17 protein-coding genes are annotated in these 17,188 nt (G+C 67.0%); 13 read left to right on the top strand and 4 right to left on the bottom strand.

Going from position 1 to position 17,188, the window contains the following annotated elements:
• Nucleotides 1–59 precede the first annotated feature (59 nt).
• Nucleotides 60–551, bottom strand: a complete 492-nt coding sequence (locus tag HBE64_RS06215; protein WP_167099176.1) for a carbonic anhydrase — start codon at nucleotides 549–551, stop codon at nucleotides 60–62.
• A 135-nt stretch (nucleotides 552–686) separates the two neighbouring features.
• On the opposite strand from HBE64_RS06215, the gene HBE64_RS06210 reads away from it, so the two are divergent.
• The 5 genes from HBE64_RS06210 to HBE64_RS06190 are packed head-to-tail and all read left to right on the top strand — an operon-like array spanning nucleotide 687 to nucleotide 4,098.
• Complete coding sequence (locus tag HBE64_RS06210) at nucleotides 687–2,204, top strand: YHS domain-containing protein (RefSeq protein ID WP_167099173.1); 1,518 nt, start codon at nucleotides 687–689, stop codon at nucleotides 2,202–2,204.
• 11 nt (nucleotides 2,205–2,215) lie between these two features.
• Nucleotides 2,216–2,461 (top strand): toluene-4-monooxygenase system B family protein, encoded by a 246-nt coding sequence (locus tag HBE64_RS06205; protein ID WP_167099170.1) that lies wholly within the window; start codon nucleotides 2,216–2,218, stop codon nucleotides 2,459–2,461.
• Entirely contained in the window at nucleotides 2,454–2,786 is a 333-nt protein-coding gene (locus tag HBE64_RS06200) for a Rieske 2Fe-2S domain-containing protein (protein WP_167099167.1), read from the top strand. The genes HBE64_RS06205 and HBE64_RS06200 overlap by 8 nt, the downstream gene beginning before the upstream one ends.
• Nucleotides 2,783–3,088, top strand: a complete 306-nt coding sequence (locus HBE64_RS06195; protein ID WP_167099164.1) for an MmoB/DmpM family protein — start codon at nucleotides 2,783–2,785, stop codon at nucleotides 3,086–3,088. Before HBE64_RS06200 ends, HBE64_RS06195 begins: the two co-directional genes overlap by 4 nt.
• Nucleotides 3,089–3,090: 2 nt before the next feature.
• Nucleotides 3,091–4,098 carry an aromatic/alkene monooxygenase hydroxylase subunit beta gene (locus HBE64_RS06190; RefSeq protein ID WP_167099161.1) on the top strand — a complete coding sequence of 336 codons (1,008 nt, stop codon included), beginning with the start codon at nucleotides 3,091–3,093 and terminating at the stop codon, nucleotides 4,096–4,098.
• Nucleotides 4,099–4,102: 4 nt separating this feature from the next.
• Here the strand turns inward: HBE64_RS06190 and HBE64_RS06185 are convergent, their stop codons facing one another.
• Both HBE64_RS06185 and HBE64_RS06180 read right to left on the bottom strand, forming a co-directional pair.
• Nucleotides 4,103–4,345, bottom strand: a complete 243-nt coding sequence (locus tag HBE64_RS06185; protein ID WP_167099158.1) for a hypothetical protein — start codon at nucleotides 4,343–4,345, stop codon at nucleotides 4,103–4,105.
• Nucleotides 4,346–4,502: 157 nt separating this feature from the next.
• Entirely contained in the window at nucleotides 4,503–5,378 is an 876-nt protein-coding gene (locus HBE64_RS06180; protein WP_167099155.1) for an LLM class F420-dependent oxidoreductase, read from the bottom strand.
• Nucleotides 5,379–5,621: 243 nt separating this feature from the next.
• On the opposite strand from HBE64_RS06180, the gene HBE64_RS06175 reads away from it, so the two are divergent.
• The 5 genes from HBE64_RS06175 (at nucleotide 5,622) to HBE64_RS06155 (ending at nucleotide 11,698) form a co-directional block, all read left to right on the top strand.
• Nucleotides 5,622–6,065: a MarR family winged helix-turn-helix transcriptional regulator gene (locus HBE64_RS06175; protein ID WP_167099152.1), complete on the top strand. Its 444-nt coding sequence runs from the start codon at nucleotides 5,622–5,624 to the stop codon at nucleotides 6,063–6,065.
• Nucleotides 6,066–6,242: 177 nt separating this feature from the next.
• Nucleotides 6,243–7,220 (top strand): ABC transporter permease, encoded by a 978-nt coding sequence (locus HBE64_RS06170; protein WP_167099149.1) that lies wholly within the window; start codon nucleotides 6,243–6,245, stop codon nucleotides 7,218–7,220.
• Nucleotides 7,217–8,134: an ABC transporter permease gene (locus HBE64_RS06165; protein WP_167099146.1), complete on the top strand. Its 918-nt coding sequence runs from the start codon at nucleotides 7,217–7,219 to the stop codon at nucleotides 8,132–8,134. The genes HBE64_RS06170 and HBE64_RS06165 overlap by 4 nt, the downstream gene beginning before the upstream one ends.
• Nucleotides 8,131–9,972 (top strand): ABC transporter ATP-binding protein, encoded by a 1,842-nt coding sequence (locus tag HBE64_RS06160; protein ID WP_167099143.1) that lies wholly within the window; start codon nucleotides 8,131–8,133, stop codon nucleotides 9,970–9,972. Before HBE64_RS06165 ends, HBE64_RS06160 begins: the two co-directional genes overlap by 4 nt.
• 67 nt (nucleotides 9,973–10,039) lie before the next feature.
• Nucleotides 10,040–11,698, top strand: a complete 1,659-nt coding sequence (locus tag HBE64_RS06155) for an ABC transporter family substrate-binding protein (protein ID WP_167099140.1) — start codon at nucleotides 10,040–10,042, stop codon at nucleotides 11,696–11,698.
• Here the strand turns inward: HBE64_RS06155 and HBE64_RS06150 are convergent.
• Nucleotides 11,688–12,950, bottom strand: coding sequence for an alpha/beta fold hydrolase (locus tag HBE64_RS06150; RefSeq protein ID WP_167099137.1), 1,263 nt, complete (start codon nucleotides 12,948–12,950; stop codon nucleotides 11,688–11,690). The genes HBE64_RS06155 and HBE64_RS06150 overlap by 11 nt on opposite strands.
• 119 nt (nucleotides 12,951–13,069) lie before the next feature.
• Here HBE64_RS06150 and HBE64_RS06145 point away from each other — a divergent pair, with 119 nt between their 5' ends.
• The 3 genes from HBE64_RS06145 (at nucleotide 13,070) to HBE64_RS06135 (ending at nucleotide 17,186) form a co-directional block, all read left to right on the top strand.
• Entirely contained in the window at nucleotides 13,070–14,281 is a 1,212-nt protein-coding gene (locus HBE64_RS06145) for an acyl-CoA dehydrogenase family protein (protein ID WP_167099134.1), read from the top strand.
• A gap of 71 nt (nucleotides 14,282–14,352) precedes the next feature.
• Complete coding sequence (locus HBE64_RS06140) at nucleotides 14,353–15,711, top strand: LLM class flavin-dependent oxidoreductase (RefSeq protein ID WP_167099131.1); 1,359 nt, start codon at nucleotides 14,353–14,355, stop codon at nucleotides 15,709–15,711.
• 110 nt (nucleotides 15,712–15,821) lie between these two features.
• Nucleotides 15,822–17,186, top strand: coding sequence for a wax ester/triacylglycerol synthase domain-containing protein (locus tag HBE64_RS06135; RefSeq protein ID WP_167099128.1), 1,365 nt, complete (start codon nucleotides 15,822–15,824; stop codon nucleotides 17,184–17,186).
• Nucleotides 17,187–17,188: the final 2 nt, after the last annotated feature.

Genomic DNA, 17,188 nt, shown 5'->3' with positions numbered 1-17,188 from the left:
GCGGTCCAGCGCCCCGACGATCTTGGAGTCGAGGCTGCGGTGGCGTTCCTCGCCGTGCCTCAGAGAACGACCTCGTTGAGCTTGCCGGTCGCGACATCGAAGACGAACCCGCGCAGCGACTCGTGCTTGGTGACGAACGGGCTGAGCTCGATACGGCGCAACGACTGGCGCACATCCTCTTCCACGTCCGGGAACGCCTCGGCCGCCCACTCCGGCTTGATGCCGGTCTCGTCCTGCAGGTCGCGCTTGAACGCGTCGTCGGTGAACGTCAGCATGCCGCAGTCGGTGTGGTGGATGAGGATGATCTCCTTGGTGCCCAGCAGCCGCTGGCTGATCGCCAGCGAGCGGATCTCGTCATCGGTGACCACCCCGCCGGCATTGCGGATCACATGCGCCTCACCGTCGTTCAGACCCAGAATCCGGTAGACGTCCAGGCGCGCATCCATGCACGCGACCACCGCGACATGCTTGCTCGGCGGCAGTGGCAGCGGACCGGTGAAGGTCTTGGCGTACTCGACGTTGTTGGCCAGGTATTCGTCGGTGACGGTCACCGGGTCCCTCCTCATTCGGGTTGCACACAACATTCCGGGTGGATCGTAGAACCGGATTCGGCTCGGCATCACCAGTGAGAATCACCGCGATTTCAATAGTTAGGATTCCTCGGCATCTGACGGAGCCTACGTCTCATGCCCAAACTTTCCCGCAGCGACTGGTACGACCTGGCTCGCGACACCAACTGGACGTTCCGCTACGTCACCGAGGAGGAGGCGTTCCCCGAGGCGCTCTCCGGCTCGCACCGCGTATCGGCCGAGGGCTGGCTCAAATGGGACGAGCCCTACAAGATCGGCTACCGCGAGTACGTCCACAACCAGGTCACCAAAGACACCACCACCTACTCACTGAAGAACGCCATCGGGCGCTCCAAGCTCTTCGATTCCCTGGACCCCGGCTGGAAGTCGGTGATCGTCGCGCACTACGGGGCGATCACCATGCCCGAGTACCTCGCCTCCATCGGTGAGGCCCGGATGGGCCGGTTCGGCCGGGCCGCCGCCTGGCGCAACACCGCGACCTTCGGCACGCTCGACGAGGTTCGGCACGGACAGATCCAGGCGTTCTTCCCCTACGGTCTGCTCGACAAGGAACCCCGGGGTGACTGGGCGCTCAAGGCATTTCACACCAACGACTGGATCGTGCTCGCGGTGCGCTATCTGTTCGACGACATGTTCGTCGCCAACGACGCCACCTCGATCGCACTGCAGCTGACGTTCACCCTCGAGACCGGGTTCACCAATCTGCAGTTCCTTGGCATGGCCGCCGATGCCATCGACGTCGGCGACCTGGAGTTCGGCGCGCTGATCTCCTCGATCCAGACCGATGAGGCCCGCCACGCCCAGCAGGGCGAGCCCACCATCAAGGTGCTCATCGAGAACGGCGAGAAGGAGTGGGGCCAGTTCCTGATCGACCACATGTTCTGGCGGTCCTGGCGGATCTTCGCGCTGCTGACCGGACTGTCGATGGACTACTACACCCCGCTGGAGAGCCGGCGGATGAGCTTCAAGGAGTTCATCGAGGACTGGGTGGTCAAGCAGTTCGCCGACCAGTTCCGCGACTTCGGCCTCGACTACCCCTGGTATTGGCAGGAATTCATCGACGAGCTGACGTGGTATCACCACGCGATCCACCTCGGGGTGTGGAACTACCGCCCGACGGTGTGGTGGAACCCCGACGCCGGGGTGTCAGCCGAGGAGCGGCTGTGGCTCGAGGAGAAGTACCCCGGCTGGAACCGCGACTTCGGCAAGCACTGGGACGTCATCACCGAGAACGTCCGCAACGGGGACATCGCCGCGACGCTGCCCGAGACACTGCCGATCACCTGCAACCTGTGCCAGCTGCCGATCGTGCGGGCTGCCGGCGTCATTCGGGGAGCACATACCGACCCCGCGCCGCTGACCCACGTCCACGACGGCCGCAAGTATCTGTTCTGCTCCGAGCCGTGCCGGTGGATCTTCACCCAGCGCCCCGAGCGCTTCGCCGGCCACCAGTCGCTGATCGACCGGGTGCTCGCCGGAGCCGTTGGACCGGCGACATCAGACACCGGTGAGATCAGCCCGCCTGACCTCGGCACGGTGCTGGAGTACTTCGGCCTGTCGCCGGAGGAACAGGGCCGCGACGCCGACGACTACGCGTGGGCCAAGAAGAGCTAGGAGGAATCGACATGGCACTTCTGCCCCTGACCGCCCTGTTCGAGGGCGACATCCTGGAACTGCTCATCCCGGTGGACGACGGCGACTCCGTGGAATCGGTGAGCCAGCAGATCGCCCACCACGTCGTCGGCCGCCGAGTAGCCCGCAGGGACGCCCCGATCCGGTTGCGGCACAACGGTTCCGTGCTGGACCCCGCACTGGCGATCGGCGCTGCCGGAGTAGCGCCGCTCGACCACGTCGAGGCCTTCTATGGGTGAGACGCTGGCCTGGACGCCGGTGGCCACCGTCGACGACCTGTGGGAAGGCGAGGTCGGCGAGTTCTACGCCGGCGATCAACCGATCCTGTTGGCGCACTTACGCACCGGCGAGATCCGCGCCTACGAGGGCACCTGCCCACACGCCGGCTTCCCACTCGGTGACGGCGAGGTCGTCGACGACGTCCTGACCTGCTCGGCGCACAGCTGGGAGTTCGACCTAACCACCGGCGACGGCGTGAACCCGCCCGGCTGCCGGCTACGCAGCTATCCGGTGCGCCGCGACGGCGACCAGATCGCGGTACTTCTGAATGGAGACAACACATGACAAGCACCGAGGTCAAGCTCGTCGGCCCGATCGTGCGCGGCTTCGACCCCGACATCGTCGACGCCCTGACCGAGGCGATCGCCGTCGACAACCCGGACGCCGAGATCACCGTCGACGACCACGCCGGCTACGTCCGGATCCACGCCCCGTGGTTCCTGCGCGTCACCCGGGCCAGCCTGGAACAGGCTGCCGGACAAGCTCTTCCGCTGGCCTCCCTGGAGCCGGCCATCGCCGGGTTCGCCGGCCGGATGCGCTACGTCGGCGACGACGAACTGCACTGGTTTCTGGAACGAGAGGACTAGCAATGACTTCCGCCGCACCCCGCCGGCTCAAGACCTGGAGCGTCGTCGGGGACACCCGCCGCAAGCCCACCGAGTACGAGGCCGTCACCGGCAACTTCCACTACCACTTCAACCGCACCCCGGCGCCGTTCGATCTCGACCCGGGCAGCGAGATCAACCAGTGGTACCTCAAACACCGCGAGGGTTCCCCGCTGCAGGCACCTGACTGGGAGGGTTTCCGCGACCCTGCCGCGCTGAACTACCGCCGCTACATCGCCCTGCAGCACGACCGGGAGGTGTACGCCGAGGGTGTGGTCGACCACTACGAGGCCCTCGACCACGACGCCAAGCTCGACCCGGCGTGGGTGGCGGTGCTTGAACGGGTTTACCTGCCGGCCCGTTTCGCCCTGCACGTCCTGCAGATCACCTCGCTATACGTGGGCCAGCTCGGACCGAGCGCCTACATCACCAACGCGGCGTTCTTCGGCGCCGCCGACGAGTTGCGGGCGCTGCAGTGGATTGCCTACCGGGCCAAGTCCCTGTCTCTGAGCCACGGCACCCAGCTGGCCAACACCGAAGCCACCCGGCGCATCTGGGAGCTCGACGAGGCCTGGCAGCCGGCCCGCGAGGTGCTGGAGCGGCTGCTGCTGGCTTACGACTGGGGTGAGGCGTTCACCGCGCTGAACCTGGTGGTCAAGCCGACGCTGGACGCCCTGCTCAAGGAGGCGTTCGTCGACCTGGCCAGCGCCAACGGGGACGGGTTGACGGCGGCACTGCTGCAGGAGTCCCGGGTGGACACCACCCGCAATCAGGCCTGGAGTGCCGCGCTGGCCCGCTATGCGCTGGCGCAGAACCCCGCCAACCGTGACGTGATCGAGGGCTGGGCGCAGGCGTGGCGCCCGCTGGCCCAGCGGGCGGTCGACGGGCTGGCAGCGACATTCGCCGATGCCCCGTCGCCGCTGGACGCCGATTCGGTGCGCAACCGGGTGAGCACGTCGATTGCTGCGTTCACCGAATCCTGGAGCGGCTGAGGCGTTACGGCGCTGCCGGGGTCGTCGCGGTGACCGGAGGCGACGCCGACGGTGCGGTCACCGTCGGCTCGACCGCCGTGGACTTGGTGGTTTCCCCGGTGGTCATCTCGGAGGTGACCGGCGAGGTGAACGTTCCGGGGTCGGACACGATGGTGCCGCCGGGCTCGGTTACCGCCATGGCCAGCGCCCCCATGGCCACGATCGCACCGCCGCCGACCACGGCGGACAGCGTTTTGATGTTGGGCATATCGACACTTCCAATCGGTCTTGGTCGGTAGTTCCACAGACCGGCTTCCCGGCCAGTCGGCTGGCAATTGGTTAACCGGGAGCTGTGCAGCCGAAACCTCGCGATACCCAGTCATGGGCTGAGCGGCAGGCCAGGGACCTGTCAACTCGACGCCCTGTCAGCCGATCGACGCCAACTTGGGGACAATCTCCTCGCCGAGTCGGGCGATGAATCCCACCGGGTCCGGATTGCCCGGCAGCGGGCCCATATTGGCCAGCCCCGCCCCCGCGGCGGCGAACTTCGCCAACTCACGCAGGAATGCCCCGGTGTCGGCGAATGGGTCGAACTGCGCACCGATACTCACGGTGGTGCTGATCTCAGCGGGGTCCCGGCCGACGGTCTCGCAATGCTTCTGCAGCACAGCGTATTTCTGCGCGAAATCCGCCGGGGTCGGCGTCAAGCTGTTCCAGATGTCACCGTGCTCGGCGACCAGCCTCAGGGTTTTCCTCTCGCCGTCGCCGCCGATCAGAATCGGGGGGCGCCGGATAGGTGGCGGTTGGCAGATAGTCTCGGCGAGCCGGTAGTGCCGGCCCTCATAAGGGCCCTCGTCGTCGCTCCACATCTGTTCACAGATCTGCAGTGTTTCTTCGAGCATCTCGAAACGCTGGGCCACCGGCGGGTACGGGACGCCCATGGCCAGATGCTCGCGCTCATACCAGGCTGCGCCGAGGCCGAGCATCGCCCTTCCCTGCGACAGGACGTCCAGTGTGGTGACGGTCTTGGCGAGGATTCCGGGGTGGCGATAGGTCACGCCGGTCACCAGAAGGCCCAGGTCGATCTGTTCGGTCTGCCCGGCCAGGAAGCCGAGCGACGTGTAGCCCTCCAGGAATGGATCTCGTGCCTGCCCGATGCCCTCCATCTGGAAGAAGTGGTCGGCCATGGTGAACATCGCCGCACCCATCTGGTCGGCGGTCCTTGCCGCGGCGGCCAACGTCGGCCCGAGCTTCTCGGGTGCTCCGGGCAGGAAGTCGATGAAGTGGATTCCTAATTGCATGATGTTCCTTTCGTGTTCGAAATGCCGTGCGATGGGATTGACTCGGCAACAACGGCTTTCGCTGGCCAGGCAAAGCGCACTGACCAATGCCGCGGACCAGCCGACCGGGATGTGCAGATCATCGGCAATCGGCATGAGTGCCCCGCTCTACCGCGGGTCGGCGGACATCGGCCATGTCCGCCCACCTCCGCACCAGTTCTTTTAGGTACCCTAAAGATATAGTCTTAAGGTACCCTAAACAATATGAGTGCGCAACCGCCGGACGATGCAGATGAGCCGACTCTCGGCGCTCAGGTGCGATCGACGGTGGCGCGGCTGTACCGACGCTTCCGCACCGAACGGCCGGAAGGAGGTCTCGGGGACGCCGCCCTGGAAGTGCTTGTCCGTCTGTACAAGTACGGACCTCAGACACTGACCCAACTCAGCACTCACGACCGGGTGGCGCCCGCATCCATGAGTCAGATCGTGAACAGGCTGACCTCGGCCGGTTACGCGATCCGCACCCCCGACCCCGATGACGGCCGAAAGATCCTGCTCCGCGTCACCGCCGAGGGCACCGAGCTTGCGGTCGCAACCCGAAACCAGCGCAATGCGTGGCTGGAGAGCCACCTCGATGAGCTGGCCCCGGCAGACCGCGCCACGATCGCCCGGGCCTGCGCCCTGCTCAACTCCATCACAGAGTCCTAGGCAATCAACGAGATTCAGCGCAGTGGAACGGTACGGAACCGGCGCAATATGTCCGCGGCGGAATCGGGCGAAGCGCTCCGAGACCGATCGCAGTCCGTGGCTAGACCACCCTTCCGGCATTTCCGACCCACCATCTCCTACCCTGTGCTGCATGCACCCTGCGGCGGACGGCGTCCGATGACGCGATTCCTGGCGCGCCGCCTGCTCAACTATCTGGTGTTGCTGGCACTGGCCTCGTTCCTGACGTTCACCCTGACCTCGCTGACGTTCGCGCCGCTCAACAGCCTGTTGCAGCGCAATCCGCGCCCGCCGCAGGCGGTCATCGACGCCAAGGCCGCCGAGCTGGACCTCGACAAGCCGATTCCGCTGCGCTACGCCCACTGGGTCGCCGGGGCGGTGCAGGGCGACTTCGGCACCACGGTCAACGGTCAGCCGGTGTCCGACGAGTTGTGGCGGCGCATCGGGGTGAGCCTGCGGTTGCTGGTGATCGGCTCGGTACTGGGCACGGTGATCGGAGTGGTGGTCGGGGCGTGGGGTGCGATCCGCCAGTACCGATTATCGGACCGCGTCATCACCTTCCTGTCGCTGCTGGTGATCAGCACGCCGACGTTCGTGATCGCCAACCTGCTTATCCTGGCGGCGCTGAACGTGAATTCCGTTCTGGGCGTTCAGCTTTTCTCCTACACCGGGGAGACCTCACCGGATGCCGTCGGCGGTCCCTGGAATCAGTTGGTCGACCGGCTGCAGCACCTGATCCTGCCCACCACCACGCTGGCGCTGGCCGCGATCGCCGGATACAGCCGCTACCAACGCAATGCGATGCTTGACGTGCTGGGTCAGGACTTCATCCGCACGGCGCGGGCCAAGGGCCTCACCCGTCGGCAGGCGTTGTTCAAGCACGGTCTGCGCACCGCCTTGATCCCGATGGCGACGCTGTTCGCCTACGGTGTCGCGGGGTTGGTCACCGGTGCGGTGTTCGTGGAGAAGATCTTCGGCTGGCACGGCATGGGTGAGTGGGTGGTGCAGGGCATCGCCACCCAGGACACCAACATCGTCGCGGCGATCACCGTATTCTCCGGCGCGGTGGTGCTGTTGGCGGGACTGCTCTCCGACGTCTTCTATGCGATCCTCGACCCGAGGGTGCGGGTGACATGACCGACACCACCGCGCAAACCGGCGTCAAGCCCGAGGAGTTCGCCTCGCGGCGCACTCTGGTCTTGCGCCGCTTCGCGCGCAACCGGCTGGCCATGGGATCCCTGGTGGTGCTGGCGCTGCTGTTCGTCGGCTGCTACGCGCTGCCGCCGCTGCTGGCGTGGTCCTACACCGATCTGGACTTCTACGCCCTGCAGTCACCGCCGAGCCCCGAGCACTGGTTCGGCACCAACGCCCTCGGCCAGGACCTGTTCGCCCAGATCCTGCGCGGTATGCAGAAGTCGATGCTGATCGGCCTGTGCGTGGCGGTGATCTCCACGGCGATCGCTGCGACGGTGGGCTCGGTCGCCGGCTACTTCGGCGGCTGGCGCGACCGGGCCCTGATGTGGTTCGTCGACCTGCTGCTGGTGGTGCCCAGTTTCATCCTCATCGCGATCATCACCCCGCGCACCAAGAACTCCGCCAATGTCGCGCTGTTGATCGTGCTGCTCGCCGGATTCAGCTGGATGGTGAGCTCACGGATGGTGCGCGGTCTGACGATGAGCCTGCGGGAGCGCGAATTCGTCCAGGCCGCGCGGTATATGGGCGTTCCGAGCTGGCGGATCATCACCCGCCACATCGTGCCCAACGTGGCCTCGATCCTGATCATCGACACCGCCCTGAACGTCGGGGTGGCCATCCTGGCCGAAACCGGTTTGAGCTTCCTGGGTTTCGGTGTCCAGCCACCGGATGTCTCGCTGGGCACCCTGATCGCCGACGGCACCAAGTCTGCCACGACGTTCCCGTGGGTGTTCCTGTTCCCCGCCGGCGTGCTGGTGCTGATCCTGGTGTGCGCCAACCTGACCGGCGACGGCCTGCGCGACGCGCTGGACCCGGGCAGTGCGAACCTGCGGCACCGGAAGAAGAAGCGGACATGACCGGGCCGCTGCTGGACGTCAGCGACCTGAGCGTGCGCTTCCCCACCGACGGCGAGGACCTCAAGGCGGTGCGCGGGCTGAGCTACCAGGTGGCCGCCGGCGAGGTGGTGGCGATGGTCGGCGAATCCGGTTCGGGCAAGTCGGCGGCGGCCATGGCCGTCATCGGGCTGCTGCCCGAGTACGCCGAGGTGTCCGGTTCGGTGCGCCTGGGCGGCCAGGAACTGCTCGGCCTGCCCGACGCCGACATGTCGCAGGTCCGTGGCAAGCGGATCGGCACCGTGTTCCAGGACCCGATGTCGGCACTGACCCCGGTCTACACCGTCGGCGACCAGATCGCCGAGGCGATCCGGGTGCACAACCCGCAGGTGTCCAAGCAGGCGGCCCGGGCGCGGGCCGTGGAGCTTCTGGAACTGGTGGGCATCGCCCAGCCTGGCCAGCGGGCCCGGGCTTTCCCGCACGAACTGTCCGGCGGGGAACGCCAGCGCGTCGTCATCGCGATCGCCATCGCCAACGACCCCGACCTGCTGATCTGCGACGAGCCCACCACCGCACTCGACGTCACCGTGCAGGCCCAGATTCTCGAGGTGCTCAAGACCGCGCGTGACGTCACCGGCGCCGGGGTGCTGATCATCACCCACGACCTGGGTGTGGTGGCCGAGTTCGCCGACCGCGCACTGGTGATGTACGCCGGGCGCGCCGTCGAGGTGGCCGACGTCGACGATCTCTACCGCGATCGTCGAATGCCCTACACCGCAGGGCTTTTGGGCTCGGTTCCGCGACTGGACGCCCCGCAGGGTTCACGGCTGGTGCCGATCCCGGGCGCTCCCCCGTCGCTGGTGCACCTGCCACCTGGGTGCCCCTTCGCCCCGCGCTGCCCGCTGGCCGTCGACGACTGCCGGGCCGCCGAGCCCGCGCTGGCCACTGTCGCCGACGGGCATTCGGCGGCCTGCATCCGCACCGAACTCGTCGAAGGCCGCAGCGCCGCCGATATCTACGGCGTGTCGACCCAGCCCGTTGCCGTCGACGACGACGCCGAACCCGAGATCGTGATCAGCGTGCGCGATCTGAGCAAGACCTATCGGCTGACCAAAGGTGTGGTGTTCCGCCGCACCATCGGCGAGGTCCGCGCGGTCGACGGGATCAGCTTCGACCTGCAGCGCGGGCGCACCGTCGGGATCGTCGGCGAATCCGGGTCGGGGAAATCGACCACGCTGCACGAGATCCTGGAACTGCACGCACCGCAGGCCGGCACCATCGAGGTGCTCGGCAACAACGTCGCCGACCTGACCACCGCCCGTCGTCGTGAGCTGCGCCGAGACCTTCAGGTGGTGTTCCAGGATCCCGTCGCCTCCCTGGACCCGCGGCTACCGGTGTTCGATCTGTTGGCGGAACCGTTGCAGGCCAACGGTTTCAATAAGAGCAGCATCGACACCCGGGTGGGCGAACTGCTGGAGATCGTCGGCCTGGGCCGCGCCGACGCCAGCCGCTACGCCCAGGAGTTCTCCGGCGGGCAGAAGCAGCGCATCGGTATCGCCCGCGCGCTGGCCTTGCAGCCCAAGATTCTGGCCCTGGATGAACCGGTGTCGGCGCTCGACGTGTCGATCCAGGCCGGCATCATCAACCTGCTGCTGGATCTGCAACGGCAGTTCCACCTGTCGTATCTGTTCGTCTCCCACGACCTGTCGGTGGTCAAGCACCTGGCCCACCGGGTGGCGGTGATGTACCGCGGCGCGATCGTCGAATACGGCGACGCCGACGACATCTTCGGCAACCCTCAGCACGAGTACACCAGGAAGTTGCTGGCCGCTATCCCGCAACCGGATCCGACTCGCCGCTAGCATCGTTTGCGTGACTCACGCGCGAACAGACTCAAAATCGCACTCGACAGGCCGGCGGAACGCGATTATGCGCCTGCTCGCGGTGGGGACGGCCCTGACATTGGTGGTCTCCGGCTGCTCGGGCGGTAAGCAAGACGTCCCGTCGGCAGGCGGCAACGCCGAGCTGGGCACCACCAGCGACATCAACCCGCAGGACCCGGCCACCCTGCGCAACGGCGGCAATCTTCGCCTGGCGCTGTCGTCGTTCCCGTCGAACTTCAACACCCTCAACATCGACGGCAACGAAGCCGACACCGGCAGCCTGCTCAAGCCCACCCTGCCCAGGGCGTTCGTCATCGCCGCCGACGGGTCGATGAAGGTCAACACCGACTACTTCACCAGCGTCGAACTCACCTCGACCAACCCGCAGGTGGTCACCTACACGATCAACCCGAAGGCGACGTGGTCGGACGGCACAGCGATCACCTGGGAGGACATCGCCTCCCAGATCAACGCCACCAGCGGCAAGGACAAGGCGTTCGCGATCGCCGCCCCCAACGGCAGTGACCGGGTCGGCTCGGTCACCCGCGGCGTCGACGACCGGCAGGCGGTCATCACCTTCGCCAAGCCGTACGCCGACTGGCGCGGCATGTTCGCCGGCAACACGATGCTCCTGCCGAAGTCGATGACCGCCAGCCCGGAGGTGTTCAACAAGGGTCAGCTCAACGGTCCCGGGCCATCGGCGGGCCCCTTCATGGTCTCCACCCTGGACCGCACCGCGCAGCGAATCGTGTTGACCCGCAACCCCAAATGGTGGGGCACCCCGCCGCTGCTCGATTCGATCACCTACCTGGTGCTCGACGATGCGGCGCGCATCCCGGCTCTGCAGAACAACACCATCGACGCCACCGGGCTCGGCTCGCTGGACGAGCTGACGATCGCGCGGCGTACTGCGGGGATCTCGGTTCGCCGCACCCCCGGATTGAGCTGGTATCACTTCACCTTCAACGGCGCGCCGGGTTCGATCTTGTCGGACAAGGCGTTACGGCTGGCCGTCGCCAAGGGCATCGACCGCCAGGCCATCGCCGACGTGACCCAGCGCGGCCTGGTCGACAAGCCGGTGCCGCTGAACAACCACATCTTCGTCGCCGGGCAGAAGGGCTACCAGGACAACAGCGCCGTGGTGGCCTACGACCCGGCGAAGGCCAAGGCCGAACTCGACGCCCTCGGCTGGAAACTCAACGGCCAATTCCGCGAGAAGGACGGCAAGCAACTGGTGATCCGCGACGTGCTCTACGACGCCCAGACCACCCGCCAGGTCGCGCTTGTCGCGCAGAACAGCCTGGCCCAGATCGGGGTGAAGCTGGAGATCGACGCCAAACCCGGCAACGGCTTCTTCACCAACTACGTCAACGTCGGCGACTTCGACATCACCCAGTTCTCCTGGGTCGGTGACGCATTCGCACTGTGCTGCCTCAACCAGATCTACACCACGGGCGCCGAGAGTAACTTCGGCAAGATCAGCAGCCCCGAGATCGACGCCAAGGTCGAGGAAGTGCTCGACGAACTCGACCCGGACAAGGCCCGTGCGCTGGCCAATGATGTCGACAAGCTGATCTTCGGCGAGGTGTTCAGCCTGCCGCTGTTCCAGTCCGCAGGCAACGTCGCGGTGCGCAGCAACCTGGCCAACTTCGGACCGGCCGGCCTCGGCGACCTGAACTACAGCGCCATCGGCTTCACGAAGTAGCGCGCGGGTCCTTACCCACCAGCTTCGGTACCACCTCGGGTAACGCCGCCTCGATCCGCGCCGCGGTCCCGATGGCCGACACCATCAGGCGCAGCGCGGGCGGTGCGGGCATCGCGTCCAGCGCTGCGGCCTCACCGAGCAGGCTGGCGGTTCGGCCGGCCGAGACCACCGATGCGATGCGCAACGCCGCGCGTTCCTTGCTGTCCAGCACGCTGTGCCCCGTGGTGGGCAGCCGGACCAGCACCGACCCCGGAATCAGGCCGGCGACCCGGTCGGCGACCTCCGGCGGTGTGGTCAGGTCCCGGCCGCCGGAGACGACGACAGTGGGCCAGCAGAATTTCGGCATCTCGGCAACGAGGTCGAATGGTTCGGCCTCGAATTCGACATCACCGGAGGCGAAGTCCCGCATCGCCAGCGCAGGGTCCAGCGGCCCGCCGTCGGGGGTGCCCGCATAGTTCAGCTCACGGTAGGCGATGCGTCCCACAAGATCGGATTCGTTGCGGTACGGCGCTTTTCGGCCGACCATCAGCTCCGCGACCCGGCCCATCCCGGACCACAGCAGCCGCCGCCCCTGCAGGAGCAGGTCGAGCTGCCGGTCCAACAGCGGCGCACCACCGAAGCCGTACACCGCCGCAGCCAGCTGGGCGGCGGTCGGGGTCATGACACCGTCGTCGACCAGCCGGCGCACCTTGCTCGCGAGGTCCCTGGTCTCGGGTTCCTCACCGTGCCACAGCACGTTGCGCAGGGCCCGGCGCACCACCTCGATATCGTCCCCGGCCAGCAGTGGTGAGTCCAGAATCATGGCGTGCACCCGGTTCGGGTGACGGACTCCGACCCCGGCGGCGATGTAGGTGCCGTAGGAGGTCCCGTAGATGATGGCGCTGTCGACCTGGGCGTCGTCGAGGGCCGCGGCGACGTCGTCGACAACCTGATCGACGGTCAGCGCCTCGGGCGGCAGGTCGGCACCGGAGTCGTCGTGGCGGGACATGCCGACACCGCGGTGCTCGATCATGATCACGTCGAGTCCCTCGGCGGCGGCACGCCTGCGCAGCCCGCGGTAGAGCGCGATCGAGGCCGCACCCGGCCCACCAGGGATGATGACGACCGGATGCTTGGTCTTGCGGCCGGTGCGCACGTAGTAGAGGTCGAACTCCTCGGTTCCGGCCGGTGTCACCGGGCGGCGAACCGGTCGCACCCCCGGCAGTGCGGCGAGTTTCTCGTGGGCACGGCGGCGCTTCTCGTTGAGCGTCATCCGTGGCGGCCTCGCATGCCTCGATTCTGCCTTGCCGCGCTGGGTAATGGAATGCGCGGTTCGGTTCGGGGTGATCCAAAGCAGTGCCCCACCGCCTGCCCCGTCGGTACAACGGGGACATGACCACAGTCGAACCCCTCAACCGCCTGCTACCCGGAACCCCGGAGTTCACCGCATTGCTCGCCAACATCCGGTCCGGCGCCAAAGACCGAGATCTCAATGACGAGAATCCTTTTGACCAAGTCGATGCACTGAAGAGCGCCGGATTCGGCACACTGCGCCTGCCCGCTGAGCTCGGCGGCGCGGATTTTACTGTGCGTCAATTATTTTCCACGATCATCGACGTCGCCGCAGCCGATCCCATTGTGGCGCATATCTTCCGGACACACTTCTGGTTCGTCGAGGAGCGGCTGCGGACTCTCCCTGATCCAAGGTCGCGGCAATGGCTGGCCAAGGTCGCCGAGGGCAAGATCTTCGGCAACGCGTTCAGCGAGAAGGGGACCAACGCCGTCGGAAGCCTGGTGTTCAACACCCGGCTGTTGCCGATCCCCGGCGGCTTCCGGCTGACCGGCGAGAAGTACTACAGCACCGGCACGCTGTTTGCCGACTACCTGACCGTGGCTGCCACTACCGATCACGACTCGGTGGCCACCGTCGTCATTCCTGCCGATCGCGAGGGCGTGCGACTGGTCGACGATTGGGACGGATTCGGGCAGCGCCGCACCGGGACCGGCACGACGATCCTGAACAGCGTCGACGTGTCACCCGACGAAGTGCTGTCGGACTCCCCGTACGACGCCGAACCGCAGCCCACCGTGCAGTACGCCTCGTTGCAGCTCTACATCCACGCAGTGGTGGCCGGCGTGCTGCAGACCGTGGTGGACGACGGCGTGGAGCTGTTGCGGTCGCGGACCCGCAGCTTCAGCCACGCCCTGGCCGAGGCGCCGGTGGATGATCCGCTCTATCAGCGGCTGCTCGGCGAGCTGGCCAGCACGGCCTACGTCGCGCGAGCGGCGGTGCTCGACGCGGCCGCGGCCATCGAGGCGGCCACCGACTCCGAGCGCGACGGGGTGCCCGACGCCGACCTGGCGACCGAGGCACAGCTGAAGGTGGCCAAGGTCAAGGTGCACCTCGACGACGTCGCCCCGGTGGCGGCCACCCGGCTGCTGGAACTCGGCGGAGCCAGCGCGGCGAGCCGTCAGCGCAACCTCGACCGGCATTGGCGCAACGTTCGCACCATCACGCTGCACAACCCGGTGGCCTACAAGGCGAGGGTGATCGGCCAGAACCTGTTGCACGGCACGCCTGTGCCCGCCAACGCCTACTTCTGACAGGGATTTCGGCGCGGTTGTCGTCGCCTGACGGCGACAACCGCGCCGAAATCGCACGAGAGGACACGACCATGACCCGGCAACTGCACCTGGGCGGATTTCAGATCGCCTCCCAGGTCACCCACTCCCACGCCGCCTGGCGGCATCCCGCCAGCGACCCGGCATTCCTGACCCCGGAGTACTACCACCGGATCGGGCGGATCCTCGAGCGCGGCAAGTTCGACTTCCTGTTCTTCGCCGACCTGCTCGCGGCGCCGGTGCGCTACGGCGACGGTATCGCCGAGCCGCTGCGCCGCGGCACCCAGGCGACCGCCACGCTCGACCCGTCCATCGTGGCCGCCAGCATCGCCGCCGTCACCACCAAGCTGGGACTGGCAATCACCAAGTCCGCCACCTACTTTCACCCCTACGAGCTGGCCCGCATCTTCGCCAGCCTCGACCACATCACCCGCGGCCGGGTGGCGTGGAACATCGTGACGTCGCTGACGCAGAGCGAGGCGCAGAACTTCGGCCACGACAACCACCTCGACCACGAGTTCCGCTATGAGCGGGCCGACGAGTTTGTCCGCACGACCCTGGAGCTGTGGTCGAGCTGGGAGCCCGACGCGCTGGTGCTCGACAAGCAGTCCGGGGTGTTCGCCGACCCGGAGCGGATCCGGCACGTCGACCATGACGGCACCTACTTCCGCACCCGCGGACCGCTCAACGTCCCGCATTCGCCGCAGGGCCGCCCGGTGCTGATCCAGGCCGGCTCGTCGAATACCGGCAGGGACTTCGCGGCGCGGTGGGCCGAGGCGATCTTCGAGATCGACCCGACACCGGAGGGCAGACGCGCCTACTACGACGACATCAAGTCTCGTGCGGTGAACTTCGGCCGCAACCCCGACACGGTGCTGATCTTCCCGGCGTTCATCCCGTTCATCGGCGAGACCGAGTCGATCGCGCGGGAGAAGCAGGCCTTCCACAACGAGCTGGCCGATCCGATCTCCGGACTGATCACCCTGTCGGTGCACACCGACCACGACTTCTCCGGCTACGACCTCGACGCCCCGGTCGAGGACGTCCAAGTCAGTGGAACCCAAGGGCTTTTCGACGCGGTGCGCCGGGTGGCCAACCGGGACAGCCTGACATTGCGCGACGTCGGCGCCTGGTACGCCCAGGGGGTGCTGCTGCCGCAGTTCGTCGGCACCGCCGAGCAGGTGGCAGACCAGATCGAGGAGTCATTCCTGGCCGGGGAGGCCGACGGGTTCATGGTGTCCTCGGCTTCGACGCCGGGCACCTTCAACGACTTCGTCGACGCGGTGGTGCCGGTGCTGCAGCGCAGGGGCCTGTTCCGCACTGAGTACACCGGGACGACGCTGCGCGACCACCTCGGGCTGGGCACGGCCGACGAGTCGAACGTCGGCCGACGGTTGCAGGCCGCCGGCTGACGTCGGTGCCCGCGCCATCGGGCACCTTCGTTAGGGGACAAAGTCCCGAGTTGCCTGCGTGATCTTCTGCGCGGTGTGACCGCCGTCGTACGTTTGTGGCGGAGCACACAATGACTGAATTCATGCGCAGTACCGACGCGTTCACGTGGTCGATGGAGTCCGACCCGCGGCTGAGATCCACCGTGGTGACGGTGATCCTCCTCGACCGGTCACCGGATTGGGATCTGGTCAGGGAGCGGTTCGACATCGTCAGCCGCAACCTGCCGATGTTCCGCCAGCGGGTGGTCGAAACCTTGCCGCCGGCGCCCCCGCGATGGGAATGGGCACCGGACTTCGATCTGGATTTCCACATGCGCAGGGTGTCGGCGCCGCAACCCGGCAACCTCGACGGCGTGCTGGAGATGGCGCGGCTGGCCGCGATGGACGACTTCGACCGGGCCAGGCCGATGTGGAAGGCCACCCTGATCGACGGGCTCGACGACGGCGGGGCGGCGGTGTTGTGCAAGTTCCACCACGCCCTGACCGACGGCGTCGGTGGCGTGCAGATCGCGATGACGCTGTTCGACCTCACCGAGGAGCCGCGCGCCATCGACTCGGTGCCCGACGAGCCGGTGTGGACCTCGCCGCAGCTGCTGGAGGGATACCGCGACGCCGTGCGCTACGACGCCGGCCTCCTCGGCAAGGCGGTCACCGAGACCGTGAAAACCGTTCCCCGCTTGGTGTTCAACACGATTCGGCGTCCGCTGCAGACCGCCGCCGCGGCGAGCGAACTGGCTGCCTCGGTGTACCGCACCGTGCGCCCGGTGACCGAGACCGGCTCCGCACTGATGAAGGACCGCACCCTGGTGCGCAAACTCGGTGTCCACGAGGTGTCGCTGCCGGCACTGCGTGAAGCCGCCCACCGCAGCGGCGGCTCGCTGAACGACGCCTTCGTGGCCGGGGTGGCCGGTGGGCTGCGCCGCTACCACGAAAAGCACGGTGTGCCGGTGGGTGAGCTGCACCTGACGATGCCGATCAGCCTGCGCACCGAGGACGACGGCATGGGCGGCAACCGAATCGGGTTGATGCGCTTCGACATTCCGGCCGGGGTGGCCGACCCGGCGCAGCGGATCAGCGAGATCCGCGAGCGCACGGTGAAGGTACGCACCGAGAAGTCGTTGCCCTACACCCAGCTGATCGCCGGTGCACTGAACCTGATGCCGCGCTGGTACATCGGTTCGGTGCTGCGCCACGTGGACTTCCTGTGCAGCGACGTTCCGGGCGTTCCGGTGCAGGTGTACCTCGGCGGAGCGAAGGTGCGCATGCAGTACGCGTTCGGCCCGACCGTCGGCTCGGCGGTCAACGTGACGCTGCTGACCTACGTCGACACCTGCTCGCTGGGAATCGACGTCGACACCGGCGCGATCCCGGACTTCGAGGAGTTCGCCGACTGCCTGGTCGCAGGCTTCGACGAGGTGCTGGCGCTGAGCGACTGACG

This window comes from Mycobacterium sp. DL592, from assembly GCF_011694515.1.
Taxonomy (GTDB): Bacteria; Actinomycetota; Actinomycetes; order Mycobacteriales; family Mycobacteriaceae; genus Mycobacterium.
The sequence above is the reverse complement of the archived record's forward strand: the minus strand, read 5'-3'. Positions and strand labels throughout refer to the sequence as shown.